At 71.2% G+C, this 17736-nt stretch carries 17 protein-coding genes; 7 read left to right on the top strand and 10 right to left on the bottom strand.

Annotation, left to right across the window (positions count from 1 at the left end):
* Nucleotides 1-99: 99 nt before the first annotated feature.
* The 5 genes from dhaK to AB0J74_RS31905 are packed head-to-tail and all read left to right on the top strand — an operon-like array spanning nucleotide 100 to nucleotide 4057.
* Nucleotides 100-1086: a dihydroxyacetone kinase subunit DhaK gene (gene dhaK, locus AB0J74_RS31925; RefSeq protein ID WP_363454593.1), complete on the top strand. Its 987-nt coding sequence runs from the start codon at nucleotides 100-102 to the stop codon at nucleotides 1084-1086.
* A complete protein-coding gene (gene dhaL, locus AB0J74_RS31920) occupies nucleotides 1086-1721 on the top strand; it encodes a dihydroxyacetone kinase subunit DhaL (RefSeq protein ID WP_363454591.1) in 636 nt (211 codons plus the stop codon). Before dhaK ends, dhaL begins: the two co-directional genes overlap by 1 nt.
* Nucleotides 1718-3373 carry a putative PEP-binding protein gene (locus AB0J74_RS31915; protein WP_363454589.1) on the top strand — a complete coding sequence of 552 codons (1656 nt, stop codon included), beginning with the start codon at nucleotides 1718-1720 and terminating at the stop codon, nucleotides 3371-3373. The genes dhaL and AB0J74_RS31915 overlap by 4 nt, the downstream gene beginning before the upstream one ends.
* Nucleotides 3370-3771 (top strand): dihydroxyacetone kinase phosphoryl donor subunit DhaM, encoded by a 402-nt coding sequence (gene dhaM, locus AB0J74_RS31910; protein WP_363454587.1) that lies wholly within the window; start codon nucleotides 3370-3372, stop codon nucleotides 3769-3771. Before AB0J74_RS31915 ends, dhaM begins: the two co-directional genes overlap by 4 nt.
* On the top strand, nucleotides 3755-4057 hold the full coding sequence (locus tag AB0J74_RS31905; protein WP_363454585.1) for an HPr family phosphocarrier protein: 303 nt from the start codon (nucleotides 3755-3757) through the stop codon (nucleotides 4055-4057). Before dhaM ends, AB0J74_RS31905 begins: the two co-directional genes overlap by 17 nt.
* Here the strand turns inward: AB0J74_RS31905 and AB0J74_RS31900 are convergent.
* The 10 genes from AB0J74_RS31900 to AB0J74_RS31855 are packed head-to-tail and all read right to left on the bottom strand — an operon-like array spanning nucleotide 4054 to nucleotide 15899.
* Nucleotides 4054-4878 (bottom strand): SMP-30/gluconolactonase/LRE family protein, encoded by an 825-nt coding sequence (locus AB0J74_RS31900; RefSeq protein WP_363454583.1) that lies wholly within the window; start codon nucleotides 4876-4878, stop codon nucleotides 4054-4056. The genes AB0J74_RS31905 and AB0J74_RS31900 overlap by 4 nt on opposite strands.
* Nucleotides 4875-5993, bottom strand: coding sequence for a DUF4185 domain-containing protein (locus AB0J74_RS31895; RefSeq protein ID WP_363454581.1), 1119 nt, complete (start codon nucleotides 5991-5993; stop codon nucleotides 4875-4877). Before AB0J74_RS31895 ends, AB0J74_RS31900 begins: the two co-directional genes overlap by 4 nt.
* 21 nt (nucleotides 5994-6014) lie before the next feature.
* The gene (locus AB0J74_RS31890) at nucleotides 6015-6800 is read right to left on the bottom strand and encodes an SDR family oxidoreductase (protein WP_363454579.1); all 786 of its coding nucleotides are present in this window, start codon (nucleotides 6798-6800) and stop codon (nucleotides 6015-6017) included.
* Nucleotides 6793-7833, bottom strand: a complete 1041-nt coding sequence (locus AB0J74_RS31885) for a hypothetical protein (RefSeq protein ID WP_363454577.1) — start codon at nucleotides 7831-7833, stop codon at nucleotides 6793-6795. Before AB0J74_RS31885 ends, AB0J74_RS31890 begins: the two co-directional genes overlap by 8 nt.
* The gene (locus AB0J74_RS31880) at nucleotides 7830-9050 is read right to left on the bottom strand and encodes an enolase C-terminal domain-like protein (RefSeq protein ID WP_363454575.1); all 1221 of its coding nucleotides are present in this window, start codon (nucleotides 9048-9050) and stop codon (nucleotides 7830-7832) included. The genes AB0J74_RS31885 and AB0J74_RS31880 overlap by 4 nt, the downstream gene beginning before the upstream one ends.
* A gap of 5 nt (nucleotides 9051-9055) precedes the next feature.
* Entirely contained in the window at nucleotides 9056-12130 is a 3075-nt protein-coding gene (locus AB0J74_RS31875; RefSeq protein WP_363454573.1) for a glycoside hydrolase family 38 C-terminal domain-containing protein, read from the bottom strand.
* 19 nt (nucleotides 12131-12149) lie between these two features.
* Entirely contained in the window at nucleotides 12150-12980 is an 831-nt protein-coding gene (locus AB0J74_RS31870; RefSeq protein WP_363454571.1) for a carbohydrate ABC transporter permease, read from the bottom strand.
* Entirely contained in the window at nucleotides 12977-13885 is a 909-nt protein-coding gene (locus AB0J74_RS31865; protein WP_363454569.1) for a sugar ABC transporter permease, read from the bottom strand. Before AB0J74_RS31865 ends, AB0J74_RS31870 begins: the two co-directional genes overlap by 4 nt.
* Nucleotides 13885-15141 (bottom strand): extracellular solute-binding protein, encoded by a 1257-nt coding sequence (locus AB0J74_RS31860; RefSeq protein ID WP_363454567.1) that lies wholly within the window; start codon nucleotides 15139-15141, stop codon nucleotides 13885-13887. Before AB0J74_RS31860 ends, AB0J74_RS31865 begins: the two co-directional genes overlap by 1 nt.
* Nucleotides 15138-15899 (bottom strand): FCD domain-containing protein, encoded by a 762-nt coding sequence (locus tag AB0J74_RS31855; RefSeq protein WP_363454565.1) that lies wholly within the window; start codon nucleotides 15897-15899, stop codon nucleotides 15138-15140. Before AB0J74_RS31855 ends, AB0J74_RS31860 begins: the two co-directional genes overlap by 4 nt.
* Nucleotides 15900-16072: 173 nt before the next feature.
* On the opposite strand from AB0J74_RS31855, the gene AB0J74_RS31850 reads away from it, so the two are divergent.
* Both AB0J74_RS31850 and AB0J74_RS31845 read left to right on the top strand, forming a co-directional pair.
* Nucleotides 16073-16762, top strand: coding sequence for an FCD domain-containing protein (locus AB0J74_RS31850; protein WP_363454563.1), 690 nt, complete (start codon nucleotides 16073-16075; stop codon nucleotides 16760-16762).
* The gene (locus AB0J74_RS31845; protein WP_363454561.1) at nucleotides 16759-17700 is read left to right on the top strand and encodes an alpha/beta hydrolase; all 942 of its coding nucleotides are present in this window, start codon (nucleotides 16759-16761) and stop codon (nucleotides 17698-17700) included. The genes AB0J74_RS31850 and AB0J74_RS31845 overlap by 4 nt, the downstream gene beginning before the upstream one ends.
* Nucleotides 17701-17736 lie beyond the last annotated feature (36 nt).

Below are 17736 nucleotides of genomic sequence, written 5' to 3'. Positions count from 1 at the left end.
GGCCACGTGCCCGGCGCGACTTGATCGCGGGGCCTGATCCTCGTTCTTCCGCCTCGCTCATCGGGCACTCGCGGGATAGCCGGAAAAGGAGTCAGAGTCGTGAAGAAGCTGATCAACGCGCCCGACGCGGTGCTCACCGACGCGCTCATCGGATTCGGGGCCGCCTACCCCGACCTGACCGTCAACCTCGAGGACCGCTACATCTCTCGTGGGCCGACGGCGGGCAAGGTCGGGCTCGTCTCGGGCGGCGGGTCCGGCCACGAACCACTGCACGGCGGCTTCGTCGGCTACGGCATGCTCGACGCGGCCTGCCCGGGCGAGGTCTTCACCTCGCCGGTGCCCGACCAGTTGCTGGCCGCCACCAACGCGGTCGACGGCGGCAACGGGGTGCTGCACATCGTGAAGAACTACACCGGCGACGTGCTCAACTTCCAGATGGCCGCCGAACTGGCCGGAGACGACGGCACACCGGTCGAGACGGTCCTGGTCAACGACGACGTCGCCGTCGAGAACAGCACCTACACCGCGGGCCGGCGGGGCACCGGCGGCACGGTCTTCGTCGAGAAGATCGTCGGTGCGGCGGCCGAGCGCGGCGCCGACCTGGGCGCGTGCGCGGCGGTCGGGCGCGAGGTCAACGAGCGCTCCCGGTCGTTCGGCGTGGCGCTGACCGCCAACGTCATCCCGGCCACCGGCAAGCCCGGCTTCGAGCTCGGCGACACCGAGATCGAGCTGGGCGTCGGCATCCACGGCGAGCCGGGCCGGCAGCGCGGCCCGGTCACCACGGCGCGGGAGGTCGCCGGCTACGCGCTGGACGCGATCCACGCCGACATGCCGCTCTCCGGCGACGTCATGGTCATGGTCAACGGCCTGGGCGGCACACCGTTGATCGAGCTATACGTGGTCTACGCCGCCGTCGCCGAATGGCTGGAGGGCCACGGGGCCACCATCACCCGCAACCTGGTCGGCAACTACATCACCAGCCTGGAGATGGCCGGCTGCTCGATCACCGTGACCCGGATGACGCCGGACCTCACCGAGCTGTGGGACTTCCCGGTGCAGACGCCGGCGCTGCGTTGGGGTCGTTGATGGACACGAGCGCCTTTCGCGCCTGGGTGGGCGAGGTCAACCGTCTGATCGCCGAGCACGCCGGGGAGCTGACCGAGCTCGACGCGGCGATCGGCGACGGCGATCACGGCATCAACCTGCGCCGAGGGTTTCAGGCGGCGGTCGAGATGCTCGACAACGCGGAGGCGGACACACCGGGCTCGGTGCTGACCACCGTCGGACGGGGGCTGATCAGCAAGACCGGGGGCGCGTCCGGGCCGCTCTACGGCACCGCCTTCCGCCAGGCCGGCAAGTCGCTGGGCGACGTCACGGACGTCGACGCCGCCCGGCTCGGCGCCGCCCTGGAGGCCGCCTTCAACGGGATCCAGCAGCTCGGTGCCGCGCACGAGGGCGACAAGACGATTCTCGACGCCCTCGGCCCGGCCGTCACCGCTTACCAGGTGGCGGTCGAGAAGGGCGGGGACCTGGCCGCGGCCACCGCCGCCGCCGCGGAGGCGGCGGACCGCGGCCGGCACGAGACCGGTCCGATGTTGGCCCGCAAGGGCCGCGCGAGCTACCTCGGCGAGCGGAGTATCGGTCACGAAGACCCGGGCGCCACGTCCACCGCCCTGATCCTGCGCGCGTTGGCCTCCGTGGCCGCCGGCGAGGCCTCGTGACCCGGTGGTCCGGGCAGGGCGTCGCACCGGGAGCCGCCGTCGCCGGCTCCTGGCGTGCCGACCGGCCGCTGCCGGCCGGCGTCGTGGACATCGGCGAGGCCGAGGTGGAAGCGGCGTTCGCGGCCGTCGCCGCCGATCTCGACCAGGTCGCCGACCGGGTACGCGCACAGGGCCGCACCGCCGCCGCCGACATCGTGGGTGTCGGCGCGCTGATCGCCGCCGACCCTGACCTGCTCGACTCCGCGAAGCAGGCGGCGGGCACCGACCGACCGCTGCCCGCCGTGCGCGACGCGATCGAGGCCTATGCCACCATCCTCGACTCCCTCCCCGATGACGCGCTCCGCCAGCGCGCCGCCGACGTGCGCCAGGTCGGTCGCCGCGTGCTGGAAAGACTGGCCTATCCCGGCGGTGGCCGCGGAGCACCGGCCGGCGACCGCTTCGTGCTGGTCGCCGGCGAACTCGGCCCGGCCGACCTGATCGAGCATCTCGGTGCGGGCCTGGTCGGCGCAGTCGCGGTGCGCGGCGGTGCCAACTCGCACGCGGCGATCGTCGCCCGGTCGGTCGGCCTCCCGCTGGTGATGGGCGTCGACCCGGAAGTGCTCGACCTGCCCGACGCGACCGACCTGCTGGTCGACGCCGACGCCGGCGCGGTGGTCGCCGAACCGTCGCCGGCCGAGGTCGAGCGCACCGAGGCGGCGTCGGCCCGCGCGGTCGAGCGCCGCGCGCTGCTCGCCGCGGAACGCGGCCTGCCCCACGTCACCGCCGACGGCCAGGCGTTCGGTCTCTACTGCAATGTCGCGTCCGATGTGGAGGTTCGCCTCGGCCTCGACATGGGTGCTGTCGGGGTCGGCCTGGTCCGCACCGAGATCCCGTTCATGACGGCCGAACGCTGGCCGGACGAGGCGGAGCACCGCCGGGCGCTGGCGCCGCTGCTGGCCGAGGCGAGCGGCAAGCAGGTGACCGCCCGGCTGCTCGACTTCGCCAACGACAAGATCCCGCCGTTCCTGGCCGGTGGCCCCGCCGGTCTGCCGGTGCTGCTCGACCACCCGGACGCGCTGGCCGCGCAGGTCCGGGCGATGCTCGCGACCGGCCGCGACGTCGACCTGCGGATCATGGTGCCGATGGTCACCAGCGTCGGCGAGATGGCGCCGGTGCGGGCCGCCGCCCAGGCCGCCGCCGCCGACCTCGACCTGCCCGTCCCGCCTGTCGGCGCGATGGTCGAGACGATCGCCGCGGTCGACATCCTCGACGCGCTCGGCCAGGCGGTCGACTTCTTCTCGATCGGCAGCAACGACCTGACGGCGGAGGTGCTCGACCTGAGCCGGGTCGACCCGCGGGCGCGCACCGAGTTGGCCGCACACCCGCGGGTGCTGGAAATGATCGGCCGGGTGGTCGCCGCCGCCGACCGGGCCGGCCTGTCGCTGACCGTGTGCGGCGACGCCGGCTCGCACCCGACCACGCTGCCGCTGCTGGTCGGCGCCGGCGTGCGCTCGGTCAGCGTCGCGGTGGCGCGGGTCGACGAGACCCGCTGGCGGCTGCGCCGGCTCGACACCGGCCAGTGCCGCACCCTGTTTGAAGACGCGCTGCGGCTGGCCGATGCCGGGGAGGTCGCCGCGCTGGTGAACGAGCGGATCGAGGTGGCCGTACCGTGACCGAAGGCTTGGGACTCGTAGGCATCGTGCTCGTCTCGCACAGCGCCGCACTCGCCGAGGGCGCGGCCGAGTTGGCGCAGCAGATCGCCGGCGGCGCGACGGTGGTGCCGGCCGGCGGCGTCGAGGGCGGCGGGCTGGGCACCAGCACCGACCGGATCGAGGCGGCGATCGGAGACGCCGACGCGGGCTCCGGCGTGCTGCTGATCCCCGACCTGGGCAGCGCGGTGCTGAGCGCCCGGGCGGTGCTGGCCGACCTCGCCGGGGAGGCCACCGCCCGGTTGGTCGACGCGCCGTTCGTGGAGGGTGCGGTGGCCGCCGCGGTCGCGGCCGGGGGCGGCGCCGACCTGGACGCCGTCGCGCAGGCCGCCGAGGAGGCCCGCGATGCCGCCAAGTTCTGAGGACGGCGACGCCGACGCCGTCGCGGAGCGGTCGGTGCTGCTGCCCAAGCCGCTGCACGCCCGGCCAGCCGGCCAGTTGGCCAAGCTCGCCGGGCAACACAAGGAGAACACCATCGAGCTGGTCGCGGGCGAGAAGAAGGCCAACGCCCGCAGCGTGCTCGCCGTGATGGCGATGGGCGCGGTGACCGGCACCGAGGTGGCGGTGACGGTCACCGGGCCCGACGCGCCGGCCGTGGCCGACGCGGCCGCCGAGATCCTCAGCAGCGAAGAGGCCGCGAACGCCTAACCGAGCTTGAAGCCGGTCAGGTGCCAGCGTCCCAAGTTGGCCACGACCAGTTCCCGGCCGCGGAACGCCAGGTTGGTCGGGTGGCAGAGCAGGTGCGCGGTCTCGTCGTGGGCGAAGACCTCGACCTGGCCGGGTGCCGGGATCCGGAGCACCGCGCTCGGCTCGTACGCCCCGACGTAGAGCACGCCGTCATCGTCGACGGCCAGACCGTCCACAATGAACCCTGGCGTCTGCGCGTAGGTGCGGGCCGACCCGACCGGCCGCCCGTCCGCGTCGACGTCGATCGCCGCGACCCGGTAGCCCCACGACTCGGCGACGTAGAGCGTCCGGTGGTCCGGGCTCCACGCCAGGCCGTTGGCGAAGTCGAGCGGCTCGTCGAGCCACACCTCACCCCGCCCGTCCGGGTCGTAGCGCAGCAGGCCCACCCGGGGCTCGCCGGCCCGGCCGCTGTCCGAGACCAGCAGGCCGCCGTCCGGCATCAGCACCGGGTAGTTCGGGTTGACCAGCGGGTGACCCGGGATGTCGGCGCCGAAGCGGGCCAGCGTGCCGGTCGCCAGATCGAGCCGCCACAGGCCGGGCAGCGCCAGGTCGCACGCGTAGAGCGCGTCGGGGCCCAGCGCCAGGCCGAGGAGGAAGCCCCCCGTCGAGGCCACCTCCTCGATCCGGTCACCGTCGATCCGGTAGATCTGCCCGCCCTCACCGCCGCACCACAGCGCGCCGTCCGGCGCGACCACGACGCACTCGGCGTGGTCGAGCCGGGGCCTGCTGAGCAGGCCGTCGAAGAGCGTGTAGGGCTCCGGCGCGTCCGGGTGCAGCCTCACGACAGCTCCACGTCGACGAAGCGCGGTCGGTAGATGCTCGCGTCCTTGTAGTGGTCGTCGTTGGCGAGCGTGTTGACGTTGTAGGTGAGCAGCAGCTTCCGGTCGGTGCTGTGCTCGGGGTGGATGTGCGAGTTGTAGGTGATGATGTTCGGGTTGCCGTAGCTGCCGTTCGGCCCCGTCTCCGGGGTGGTGTAGATGACCGTCTTGCCGGTGAACGGGCCGGTCGGCTGGTCCGACACGTAGGCGACGATCTTCGCGCTGAAGAGCTCCGTGGTGTCGTGCGTGACCAGCAGGTAGCGGCCGCGCCAGGGCGTCACGCTGTATTCGTTGGCCACGCCGGTGAGCACCCGCCGCGACGCGGTCGGGTCGGCCGACCAACCGTCGCCGGTCCAGAACTGCCAGGCGCCGCGCAGGTCGGTGCCGTGCACCCGGGCCACGTGCATGTGCTTCTCGGCGCCGAGGTCCTCGACACCGTACACATAGGTGAATGCGCCGACCCGTTGCAGCCAGGCCGCCCAACTGATGGTCGGCGGCAGCGAGGGGAGCGGGTGGTAGCTCACCGGGCGGTCCAGCCGGTCGGTGTCGACCCGGGCCACGGCGGTGTTCACATAGGCCAGGTCGAAGCCGCCCGGGCCGGTCTTCTCGTACTCGTTGACGACCTGCTGCCAGACGTTGCCGGTGACCAGGTTCGGGCCCATCCAGTACCAGTTGCCCTCGGTCTGGGGCCGGAAGATCGCGGCCGGCTCGCCGTCGACGGTGCCGGTGACGGTCGACAGCTCGTCGCCGCGCTGAACGATGACCGAGTTGTTGATGAACGGCGCGGTCAGCGGCCGGCCGCCGTCGGGGTTGACCGGCCCGAGGAAGGTGTCCGAGAAGATCCAGATCTCCCGGCCACCGGAGAGCTTCGCCGAGTACGTGCTGTCCGCGCCGGTCCAACCGACACCGGTGTTGGCGTACGCCGTGAAGAGGTTGTTGAGCTTGGTGTTGGGGGTGGCCGAGAGCACCACGGGCGGCTGTGCGGCTTTGCCTGCGGCGGCGGCCGGGGTGGCCGTCACGCCGAGGGCAGCCAGCCCGGCGGCACCGGCGGCGCCTCCGAGCAGGGTCCGACGGTTCATTTTTTCCTCCATCAGTTGCGACTACTGGGGGAGTGCGGCCGGGTTGACGGCGAGCAGGCCGCCGTCGACCCGGTATTCCGCGCCTGTGACGAACGAGGCGCGGTCGCTGGCGAGGAAGGCGACCACTTCGGCCACCTCGGAAGCGCGGGCGACCCGGCCGAGCGGATGCGTGCGGCCCCAGGTGGCCACCGTCTCCTCGACCGTCGAGTCGCCCTTGTAGAGGTCGGCGGCCCAGCGCAGCATGGGCGTGTCGACCGAGCCGGGACAGACCGCGTTGACCCGGATGTGGTCGGCGGCGTGGTCCAGGGCCATCGACCGCACCAGCGCGTTGATGCCGGCCTTGCTGACGGCGTACGCGGCGACGCCGTGCTGTGACACGTAGGCCTGCACCGACGAGACGGCGACGATCGCGCCGCCGCCGCGGGCCCGCAGGTGCGGCATGGCCGCCCGGCAGGTGAGGAACACGCCCTTGAGGTTGACGTCTAGGACCTGCGCCCAGAGCGCGTCGGAGGTCTCCTCGACCGTGCCGTAGCGCTGGATCCCGGCACTGGTCACCACGATGTCGAGGCCGCCGAACCGGTCGACCGACCCGGCGACGAACCCCTCCATCGCCGCCGGGTCGGCCACGTCGGCGACGGATCCCGACACCCGGTCCCCGAAGCGCGCCTCGAGCCCCGCGACCGCGTCCGCCTCGCGACCGCAGAAGGCGACCGACGCGCCGCCGGACACCAACCGCTCCACGACCGCCTCGCCGATGCCCAGCGTGCCGCCGGTGACCAGGGCCACCTTGCCGTCGAAATCACCCATCGCAGATCACTCCCGTCGACCAGTGCAGGCGCAGTGTCGCGTGTGGAGCGAGGGTCAGCGCGGTGCCGTTCTCGACGGCGCGCGCGAGTCCCTCGGTCGGGTGGCTGGAGAACGGTTCCAGCCCGACCACGTAGGCCCGGCCCCACCACGGGTAGCCGGTGGTCGCGCCGAGTTCGTGCCAGAGCCACAGGTAGGGCAGCACGGTCGCGTCCCAGCTGACCCGGATGCCGGTGCCGTCGGCCGGGTCGCGCAGTTCGTACCAGCCGGTGTCGCCGAAGCCGCTGAGGTAGACGATCTCGCTGGGCCCGCCCTGCTCGGGGATCACGCTGAGGTCTGTCTCGTCGCCGTCCGGCCCGGGAACCACCGGCCACGGGTACGGGCCGCCCGCGCGCACCGACCGCACCGGCGGGTTGATCGGCTCCGGGTGCGGGTGCACCTGGATGCCGTCGGGCAGCGTGATCTGGTGCCCGGGTCGCAGAAACGGCGCGCCGTAGGCCAGGTGCTGTCCCCACATCGCCTCGACCGGCACGGGTGCGGCGTTGGTCAGCTCCTCGTCGACCCAGAGCGTCGCGTCGCCGGCCCGCAGCCGGAGCACCTTGCTCAGGTGCAGCGGGGTGCGCCGGGCGGCCACGCTCAGCCGCACCACGACCTCGGCGGGCTCGTCGACCAGCACCTCGCAGTCCCACGGCAATCCGGTCAGCTCGGCGTGCTGGGCCAGGGCCGCGCCCCGGTGGCGGGCCGGTGCGCCGCCGTTGGGCAGCACCTCCTGCCAGCCGCCGGGATAGCTGTCGAGGAACGCGGCCACGTCGTCGGCGGCCGCGCCGCCGGAGGCCGGCGGCCGGACCGCGTCCGGCGCCAGCCAGACGTGGTCGCGGTCGCGCGGCTTGTGGTTGAACTCCACCACGTGCCCGCCGGTCAGCAGCACGGTCACCCGGAGCAGTTCGTTCTCCAGCACCACGGCCGGGTGGCCGTGGGCGGTGACCTCGTGCACCCGGGCGCCCCAGTTGCGGGCCGGCCGCCAACGGGCGTTCACGTGGCGATCGCGGGATCGGCCCAACGCTCGTTGGGCACCAACGGATACCAGCCGGGGCGCGCCGGGTCGCGGTCGTACGGATAGCCGCCCAGCTCCTTGTAGAGCTCGGCGTATTCCGCCACCTTGTCGCGGTCGAGCCGGACACCGAGCCCCGACCCGGACGGCACCGCGATCGCACCGTCCTGATAGGACATCTTGCCGCCGGCGATGATGTCGTCGGTGAGGTGGTGATAGTGCGCGTCGGCGGCGTAGGAGAGGTTGGGCAGCACGGCGCCGAGGTGCAGCATCGTGGCGAGCTGGATGCCCAGCTCCCCGGAGGAGTGCACGGCGACGCCGAGCTGGAACGTCTCGCATACCGCAGCCGCCTTGACGCAGGCCCGGATCCCGCCCCAGAACGTGGTGTCCAGCAGCACGACGTCGACGGCAGGGTCCCGCACGTTGGTGGCCAGCTGCTCGAAGTTGACCACCACCGTGTTGGTGGCCAGCGGAATGCCCAGGTCGCGCAACTGGCGTACGCCGTTGAGCCCCCAGGTCGGGTCTTCGTAGTAGTCGTTGGGAAGATCTTTGATCGCCGCACCGAACCGGCGGGCCTGGGCCACCGACAACGCGCCGTTGGGGTCGTAGCGCAACCGGTCGCCCGGCATCGCCTCGGCCAGCGCCCGGTAGCCCGCCAGCTCGAACTCCGGCGGGAAGACACCACCCTTGAGCTTGTGCACGGTGAACCCGTGCTCCGCCTTGAGCGCCAGGGCGTGCTCGACGAGCTGCTCGGCGGTGCGCACCTCGCCGCTGCCGGCCGCGTTGGAGGTGCGGTAGAACAGGTAGGACGCGAACGGCACGCGGTCGCGGATCCGCCCGCCGAGCAGGTCGTGCACCGGCACGTCGAGGTGCTGCCCGACCAGGTCGAGGCAGGCGAACTCGATCGCGGCCAGCAGCTGGATCCGGTTGTTGTAGAGGCTCGCCGTCGGGTTGGCGATGGCGAACCGCAGCGCTTCCAGGTTGACCGGGTCGTGGCCGACGAGGTAGTCGCGGAGGCCGCGCACGGCGGCCTCCGCGCTCTCGCCGCCGCCACCCAGCTCGCCGAGGCCGACCAGGCCGTTGTCGGCCTCGACCTCGACGATCGTGCGCACGAACCGGCCCCAGTGCGCGCCGCTCGCGTGCCGCAGGGGCGCCTCGAGCGGCACGGTCACGGTGGTGGCCCGGATGTCGACGATCTTCATACCGGTCAGGCCTCCGACCGGTCGATCGAGACGGCCACGAAACCGCCCGCCGGGACGGGCACTCTGGTGCTCGCGTCGGTCACGTCCAGCGCCACCTGGTCTCGCTCCAGGCTGGTGCCGACCGCGGCCGCGGTCAGGTTCTCGACCCCGAGGGTGACGGTCACCTCCTCGGCGGCTGTCGACGCGAGGTAGACGACCAGGTCGTGGCCGCGCCGTGACGGGCCGAAGCCGGCGACCCTCACCAGCGGGTGGTCGACGGTGGCCCAGCGGTGCACCGGCGGGGCCGGGGGTGCCTCGGCCCCGCCGGTGACCGGTGCGGCCACGAACGGGTCGGCCAGCCCCGCCGCGGCAGCCGCGCCGAGCTCGCGCGGGTCCGCACCCGAGCGCGACGCGATGGCGTACTGGAACGTGGTCTCGCCCTGCTGTTGTGCGGGGAAGTTCGTGTCCCAGATGTTGTTGAGCGCCCAGGAGTAGACGGTGCCGGGCTCGGCCGGCTCCGGCTTCACGGTCGGCGGGAAGGGCGCGTACGGCAGGAACAGGTCACCGAACATCGTCAGTGGCGCCTGCAGCGTCGCCCACGCGGCGGTCAGCTCGCCGTCGTCGAACGCGACCCAGTGCCGGATCGGTGTCATGTGCTGCGCGGCGCCCGGCACGGTCGGCACCTCGGGGCCGCCGACGCCGCCGGTCAGCTCCCACGCCACCGGTGCCGGCAGCGCGAACGGGAACGCGAAGAAGACGCTCTCCTTGGCCGGCGTGCCGTTCTTCTCCATGCGGTTGGTGATGTCGACCCGCGGCACACCGTAGGTCACCGTGATCGTGGTGCGCAGCCAGCCGGTTCCCTCGGCGTCGAGCTCGATCTCCAGCGTCTCGCCGACGGCGGTGCGCTGTGCCCGCACGATCGACGGCCGCCGGCCGATCGACCGGCCGCCGAGCAGCGTGAGGTGCTCGTCGGTCGCTTCGATGTGGCCGGTCAGGTGGTTGATGTGCGGTGCGGTCGAGTACTTGTCGTAGACATACTGGTTCAGGCCGGCATAGGCGTCCTGGTTGACCAGTTCACGCCCGGCCCGCTTGTCGAAGACCGAGGCGATCGTGCCCTGCCTGGGGTCGACGTCGACCCGGTAGAACTCGTTCTGCACCTGCCAGGTCTGGCCGAGGTCGATCGCGTTCGGCGCTTTCTCGGTCGCGGCGACGACGTCGAACCGCACGTGGCCGGTGGCCGGCACGTCGGTGGCCACGAAGCTGACCCAGCGCCCGCCCGGCCGGGTCGGCCAGTCGATCGGGTTCTGCTCCTCCTCGTGGTGCGGCACCACGGCACCGCTGCGCGAGTCCACGATGGACAGCGAGTCTTCGAACGGCACCGTGCTGGCCGGCACGAAGACGGTGGCCAGGTCGGTGCGGTCGGTGTGGCCCAGGTTGGTCACCAGGTAGGCGGCCAGCGTGCCGTTCGGCGCGGCGAACCGGGCGCCGAGCCGGTGCGCGCCGGCCCGCCGCAGGTCCTCGGCGTCGTCGGCGGCCGAGTAGGCCATCTCGCACTTGCGGGCCCACTGCATGCCGCCCGAGTCGAAGCCGTCCTCGTGGTCGTGCCACGGGTTGGCGGCGCCCCAGGTGTGCTCGTCGAACAGGCCGAGCTTCTCGTAGATCGCCTCGACCGCGGGCGCCGCCTCACCGGCCGCGCCGGCCAGCTGGTGCAGCGTCTCGGCGTGCCGCACCGCGTGCTGGGCCTTGCGCGCGTAGCCCAGCGGCCGCGCGCCGGAGCCCAGGCCGTCGGCCCACCAGTCGGTCCAGTCGCCCTCGTGTTCCTCGATCTTGTCGCCGAAGCGCTGCTGCGCCTCCTCGAAGAACTCGCTGTTGGTGGCCATCCGCAGCTTCGGGTACGCGTACGAGGAGTTCCAGGCCCGCACGATCGACGGCGGCAGGATCGACGGGCCCGCGTTGTCGGCGTTGCCGCCCTGCACCCGCAGGTGCAGCAGGTCGTGCGGGTAGGGCTTCTTGGTCAGCCCCTCGACGTCGAGCACGCTCCAGCCGAACGCCTCCGAACCGTAGGGGACGGGCTTGTTGGCCACCTGATGCAGGTAGCCGGGCAGCAGGTCGACCGAGGCGGCGAAGCTCTCCGCGAGGCCGACGACGTTGCCCTCCATGTAGGCCATGCCGTGCGAGCTGTCGGTGAACCAGACCAGCACCCGGTTGCCGGCCGGCGACTTCCACCAGAACGGCCGGCCCAGCTCCTGGCCGCCGGTCAGGAACGGCACCGAGCGCCCGGCCCAGTTGTGCGCCGCCGACAGGTAGCGCACACCGCTCGCGGCGAGCGCGTCGACGAAACCGACCACCGCGCCGGGTACGTCGGTGTGCATCGCCGAGGTGACCGGGATCCCGTGCCGGTCCCGCAGCTCGTCGGTGAAGCGCAGCATCCGGTGCAGCTCCTCCACCGAGCAGGCTTCGGTGTGCAGCTGGAACGGCATCGCGGTGACCTCGATGCGGCCCTGCTTGACCAGCTCGATGAAGCGGGCCACGGCGGCGTCGTCGCGCGATTCCAGCCAGCGCTTGACCGGCAGTGCCGATTCGACCGTCCAGCGGAACTTGGCGTCGTCGGGCCACTCGTCGGTGCTGGTCGACAGCTCGACCGCCGAGTCAAGGTAGTCGAGGTGGTGCCGGAGCACCACGCCCTGCCGGTCGGTGTAGCCGATGTCGAGGTGCGAGTGGTGCATGACGTGCACCGTGAACTTGCGCTGCGGCTCGACGGTGAACCGGCCGGACAGGCCGGCGGCCTCGACGGTCACCTCGCGCGGCTCGGTCACCTCGGGCAGCCAGAGGTCGATCCGGCCGTCCTCGACCGTGCCGGCGTCGAAGATCCGGTCGCCGTCGGCGAGCGTCGCGGTGCCTCCGTCGCCGCCCTGCACGGTGACCCGCACCGCCTGGCGCAGGCCGCCTTCGTTGTCGTCGCGGAACAGCGGCAGGGCGGCCGCCGTCACGGTCACGCCATCGCGTTCCGCGACGGTCGCGGTGCCCGCGGCCCGCAGGGTCGCGCGCATGTCCTCATAGCCAGGCGAGCCGAGTCGGGCGCGCAGCAAACGGCTGGTCATGCTGTCCTTCCTAAGGTTCTCAGAACTGGCCCAGGGCCAGGCCCCGGGCGAACATCCGTTGGGCGGCCAGGAAGACCGCGACGGTGGGCAACGACATGACCAGCCCGGCGGCGAGCAGCACGGGCACCGAGCTTCCGGCGTACGCGCTGGACAGCGCCGACAGCGCGGTCATCACCGGCCGCACCGGATCGCTCTGCGAGAGCGTCAGGCCGAAGAGCAGGTCGTTCCAGATGAACGCGAACTCCAGGATGAAGACCGCGCCGAGCGCCGGCAGGGCCAGCGGGAAATAGATCTTCCGGAAGATGTGCCAGGTCGACGCGCCCTCCACCCGGGCCGCCTCGAACATCTCGTAGGCCACGCCGGTGAAGAAGTTGCGCATCACGAACGCGGCGAGCGGGATGCTGACCGCGGTGTAGATGAGCACCAGCCCGACCCGGCGGTCGTAGAGGTCGGCCCAGCTGTAGCCGAGGAACAGCGGGATCAGCAGCATCTGGGTCGGGAACACGGTGCCGCCGAAGAGCAGCAGGAACCACCAGAAGCCGGCGCGCAGGCGGAGCACGACGATCGCGTACCCGGCCATCGCGCCGATCACGACGGCCAGGGCCGGCCCCGTGACGCTGTAGAGCGCGGTGCTCGCGATGCTCTGGCCGAGCCCCACGGTGTCCCAGGCGTCGCGCAGGTTGGCGAACAGGCCGAAACTCTTGTCGGGCACCCAGATCTTGTCGGCGTCGTAGCTGTCGGTCGACTTGAAGGCGTTGACCAGCAACAGGTAGACCGGGATCAGCCAGATCAGCCCGAGCAGGGCCAGCGTGCCGCGCCGGGCCACCCAGCCCAGCTTGCTCTCCTTCATCGCAGCTTCTCCTGTCCGCGGATCTGGAAGCGCAGGTAGGCGATCGTGACCGCGCCGGTGACCAGGGTGAGCACCAGTGCCACGGCCGATCCGTAGCCGTAGTCGCTGGAGACGAAGGCGTCGCGGTACATGGTCACGGCGAGCGTCTCCGACGAGCGGCCGGGACCGCCCTGCGTGGTGACCCAGACGATGTCGAAGGTCTTCAGGCTCGCCACCAGCGACAGTCCGACCACGACGGTGGTCAGCGGGGCCAGCAGCGGCCAGGTGATGTGCCGGAACATCTTCCAGCCGCCGGCGCCGTCGAGCCGGGCCGCCTCCAGCGGTTGCGTCGGGATCGACTGCAGGCCGACCAGGAACAGCAGCGCGTTGACCCCGCTCTGCTGCCAGGTCATCGCGACGATCATCGCGATCGTGTTGTAGGGCGACTGCTGCAGGAACGAGATGTCGGCACCCGGCAGGTGCAGGAAGTGCAGCAGGTCGTTGGCCGCGCCGTCGCTCTGCAGGATGAAGCCCCAGATCACACCCAGGCCGGCACCGGAGAGGGCGTACGGCAGCATGAACGGCAACCGCAGCGCCGTGCCGCCCTTGATCCCGTAGCTGAGCAGGGCGATCAGCAGGCCGATCGCGACCGGCACGATGGTGGTGCCGACCACCCAGAACAGCGTGTTGCGGATCGAGGTGGTCAGCGCCGGGTCGTCCAGGAACTTCTTGAAGTTGTCCAGCGCCACCCACTTGGGCGAGGTGAGCCCGTCGTAGTCGGTGAAGCTGTAGAACACCGTGTAGAGGAACGGCGCGTAGAGCAGTCCGGCGACGACGAGCACCGCGGGCGAGATGAACCCGAGCGCACTCCAGCCGGTGCCTATCCTCCGGCTCCGTTGGGGGCCGGTGCTCGTCGTCGCCGTCATCAGTTCGACTTCCAGTAGTCGTCGGACGCCTTCTGGATGGTCTCGAGCTGCTTCTGGTAGCTGCCCGGGTCGACCATGAAGGCGCCGAAGCCGTCCAGCGAGGCGGTCAGCACCGCCGGCGGCACCGCTTCGAAGTAGCGGTTGGCCAGCGTGTACTTGCCCTCACCGGCCTCCTTGTTGAGCTGGTTGAGGCCGGGGTCCTTGATCTGGACCTTCGGGTTGGCCGAGACGTCGCCGCGGCTGTTGGCCCACTGGTCCTGCGCGTCGGCGCCCATCCACCACTTCAGGAACTTGTTGCTGGCGTCCGGGTTCGGCGCCTTGGTCAGCGAGCACAGCGGGCCGCTCTCGAACGCCACCGTGGTGTTCGGCAGGCTCGGCGTCACGTTGGGCACGACGAACGTGCCGTAGTCGCTGTCCGGCTTCATGCCCTGGGTGGTCATGTTGGTGTTGAACCAGGTGCCGAAGAGCCCCATCGCGACCTTGCCCGACTTGAGCATCACCTCGGGCTGGTCCTTGCTGCCCGGGTCGCTGAAGTAGCCCTTGTCCTCCATGTCCTTCCACTGCTGCATCACCGCGACCACCTTGGGGTCGGTGAACTTCGCCTTCCCCGTCGCCAGGTCGTTGTAGAGCTGCGGGTCGGAGCCGATCAGCAGTTGCTGGAACCAGACGAAGCTGAACAGCACGGAGGTCTGGTAGAACGGCGTGACGCCCTTGGCCTTGAGCTTGTCGGCCGTCGACATCAGGTCGGCCCAGCTGGTCGGCGGCTGCACGCCGGCGTCCGTGAAGACCTTCTTGTTGTAGAACATCACCCAGTACGAGACGTTCGCCGGCACGCAGTACTGCTTGCCGTCGATCGTGTAGTACGGCTCGAGTTCCTTGGACACGTCGCCGCTGGCGATCGCGTCACTCCAGAGCTGGCTGGTGTCGGCCACCTGGCCCGAGTCGACGATCTCCTTGAGCCGGCCGCCCGTACTCCAGGTGAACAGGTCCGGCTTGTTGTTGGTGCGGAACGAGGCCTTGATGAACGCCTCGTAGGTGGGCTCGTCGGTGTAGCCGACCGGCGTGACGCCGAGCCCGATCTGCTCCTTCGAGAGCTTGCCGACGCCTTCGAAGTAGGTCTTCCACGCGCCCTTGTCGTTGTAGAGCTTGACCTCCGTCGCGCTGGAGGCGGATTTGTCGTCGTCGCCTCCACCGCACGCGGTGAGGCCCAACGTGACCACGGCCAGTGCCGCGATCGCCAGGCGGAAGCGTTTCAACGTTCCAACCTTTCGTCGATGTGTTGGGGGTCCGCCGGCTGGCGGAAGGAGGGCAGCCGGCGGTGTACGACGTCGGCCACGTCCTCGAGGTGTCGCCGCATCAGGCGCTGGGCAAGGGGTTCGTCGCCCGCGTCGATGGCGGCTAGGACGCTCCGGTGCTCCTCGTGATCGCGGGCCCGGTCGTCGAAGATGTGCAGGATCGCCCGCTGCTCCGCGGCATGCACCGAGAGCAACGAGTCGAGCACTTCGTGCAGGATGCCGTGGCCGCTGGCCAGGGCGACCTGAAGGTGGAACATGGTGTTCGCGTGGTGCAACTGGCCGTCGTCGCCGTTGAGGTGCTGTTCGGCCAGGTCGAGCAACTCGTGCAACCGAGCGGTCGACCCCGCGTCGCGGTTCCGGGCGGCGAGGCCGGCGAGGTAGGGCTCGATCAGCAGCCGCGCGTCGAGCAGTTGCGCGGCCTGGATGCCACCGAGCGCCGGCGGGTTGGGGTTGGCGATGACCACCCGGTCCAGCGCGGCGCGCACATACATGCCCGAGCCGTGCCGGATGTCGATCGCCCCGGTGGCCTGCAACTGGCGCAGGGCCTCCCGGATGGTGGGGGTGGCAACGGCGAACCGCTCCGCCAGCACCCGCACCGCGGGCAGCCGGTCGCCCGGCCCGAGGCCTTCGGCGCGGATCAGCTCGACGATCCGGGCGATGAGCGCGTCGGACAGGCTCGGCCGTAGACCGACGTCTGCCCGCGTTCCCTCGACCGTCACGCCGCGTGCTCCTTCTTGTTTCCGTTGCGTTAAGTGTGCAAGAGACTAGATGACTTGTTCTCTAGCTGTCTAGAGGTCTGCTCACGAGATAGCGCTGTTCTCCTGCCCTCGCGGTGGGTGACAATGTGGACCCTTGGCCGTGGAGGTTTCCGGTGTCCTTGAGTGCTTCGCCCGTGCCCCGTCCGCGGCTGCTCGACGAGCTGACCGGGCGGATCCTGACCCAGATCCGTGACGAGGGGTTGCGGCCCGGTGACCGGCTGCCATCGTCACGCGAGCTGGCGTCGCGTTTCCTGGTCGCGGTGCCGACGGTGCGCGAGGCGCTGCGCCGGTTGGAGGCGACCGGCGCGGTCGAACTTCGGCACGGTTCCGGGGTCTACGTGAAGGCCGACGTGTCGCGGCTGATCATGGTCAACCCGAACCGGTTGGCTCTCGACCCTGGTGCGATCGTCGACCTGCTGGAGGCGCGGGAACTGATCGAGCCGCACCTGGCCGCTTCCGCCGCCCGTCTTGCCACCGACGCGCAGCTTGCCGAGTTGACCGTCGCGTTCTCGCGGACCACCGAGGCGCTGGCCGAAGACCAGCGGTTGCACCAGGCCAACATGGGGTTCCACCGCACGATCGGCCGGCTGGCCGGCAACCGGGCGCTGGCCCAGGTGCTGGAGTCGCTCATCGACCTGCACGACCAGGAGCAACGGCACATCCTCGACCTCTACGGCGACCGCGATCACGACCATCAGGTGCACGGCGCGATACTGGCGGCGGTGACCGGCCGGCGCCCGGAGAAGGCCCGCCGGTTGATGACCGACCACCTCCGCGACGTCCGGGTGGTGGTGAGCGCCGCGCTGAAGGTGGAAGGTGCATGACATTTCATCCCAATCTGGACCCTGAGCTTGCTGCGTTTCTTTCGGCTCTGGATGCGCCGTTCGAGGAGCTGAGCGCCCGGTCGTACGCCGAGCTGCCGGCTGCTCGCGAGCCGTGGCTGGTCGAACCCGAGGCGATGCGCGACCCCCGGGTGACGCATTCGGATGTCATGGCCGGGTCGGTGCCGGTGCGGGTGTTCCGGCCGGTCGGGTTTTCCGGACCGCTGCCTGGTTTGTTGTGGATCCACGGGGGAGGGTTGCTGGTCGGCAGCGCACGGAGCGACTCGGCCCCGGTCGGCTACACCGCTTCCTTGCCCTGCGTGACCGTTTCGGTGGACTACCGACTCGCGCCGGAGCACCCCTATCCGGCACAGGTCGACGACTGCGTTGCCGCGTTGCGCTGGTTCGCCGGCAACGCCGTCGCGCTCGGCGTCGACCCCGCGCGGATCGCGATCGGCGGCGGCAGCGCGGGTGGCGGGCTGGCCGCGGCGACCGCCTTGCGCGCCCGCGACGAGGACGGTCCGGCGCTCGCGTACCAGATGCTGGTCGCTCCGATGCTCGACGACCGAGGTGTCACCGAGTCCAGCGGCGCGTTCGACGACCCGGCGATGGGCTGGACCGCTTCGTCGAACCGCTACGCCTGGCGGGCCGTGCTCGGCGACCTGGCCGGGGGTCCGGACGTGTCGCCCTACGCGGCCCCTGCCCGGGCGACCGACCTGTCCGGCCTGCCGCCCACCTATGTCTGCGTGGGCGAACTGGAGGTGTTCCGCGACGAGTGCGTCGACTACGCCGCGCGACTGATGCGCGCGGGCGTGCCGACCGAGCTGCATGTCTTCCCCGGCGCCTTCCACGGCTGGGAGTTCTTCCCGTCGGCCGCGATCAGCCGCCGCTCGGTCGCGGAACGCACGGAAGCCCTGCGCCGGGCGCTCTACCGATCTTGAGCTTGCATACAAGTGCACTAGTGTGCCAAGGTCGGC

The organism is Asanoa sp. NPDC049573 (assembly GCF_040676615.1).
GTDB lineage: Bacteria > Actinomycetota > Actinomycetes > Mycobacteriales > Micromonosporaceae > Asanoa.
This window is presented reverse-complemented; position numbering and strand designations above follow the sequence as displayed.

What these genes read in the sequence shown, in the direction of transcription:
- dhaL (WP_363454591.1), top strand. Translation starts at nt 1,086, where the DNA reads ATGGACACGAGCGCCTTTCGCGCCTGGGTGGGCGAGGTCAACCGTCTG.
- AB0J74_RS31905 (WP_363454585.1), top strand. Translation starts at nt 3,755, where the DNA reads ATGCCGCCAAGTTCTGAGGACGGCGACGCCGACGCCGTCGCGGAGCGG.
- AB0J74_RS31895 (WP_363454581.1), bottom strand. Translation starts at nt 5,993, where the DNA reads ATGAACCGTCGGACCCTGCTCGGAGGCGCCGCCGGTGCCGCCGGGCTG.
- AB0J74_RS31890 (WP_363454579.1), bottom strand. Translation starts at nt 6,800, where the DNA reads ATGGGTGATTTCGACGGCAAGGTGGCCCTGGTCACCGGCGGCACGCTG.
- AB0J74_RS31880 (WP_363454575.1), bottom strand. Translation starts at nt 9,050, where the DNA reads ATGAAGATCGTCGACATCCGGGCCACCACCGTGACCGTGCCGCTCGAG.
- AB0J74_RS31875 (WP_363454573.1), bottom strand. Translation starts at nt 12,130, where the DNA reads ATGACCAGCCGTTTGCTGCGCGCCCGACTCGGCTCGCCTGGCTATGAG.
- AB0J74_RS31870 (WP_363454571.1), bottom strand. Translation starts at nt 12,980, where the DNA reads ATGAAGGAGAGCAAGCTGGGCTGGGTGGCCCGGCGCGGCACGCTGGCC.
- AB0J74_RS31865 (WP_363454569.1), bottom strand. Translation starts at nt 13,885, where the DNA reads ATGACGGCGACGACGAGCACCGGCCCCCAACGGAGCCGGAGGATAGGC.
- AB0J74_RS31845 (WP_363454561.1), top strand. Translation starts at nt 16,759, where the DNA reads ATGACATTTCATCCCAATCTGGACCCTGAGCTTGCTGCGTTTCTTTCG.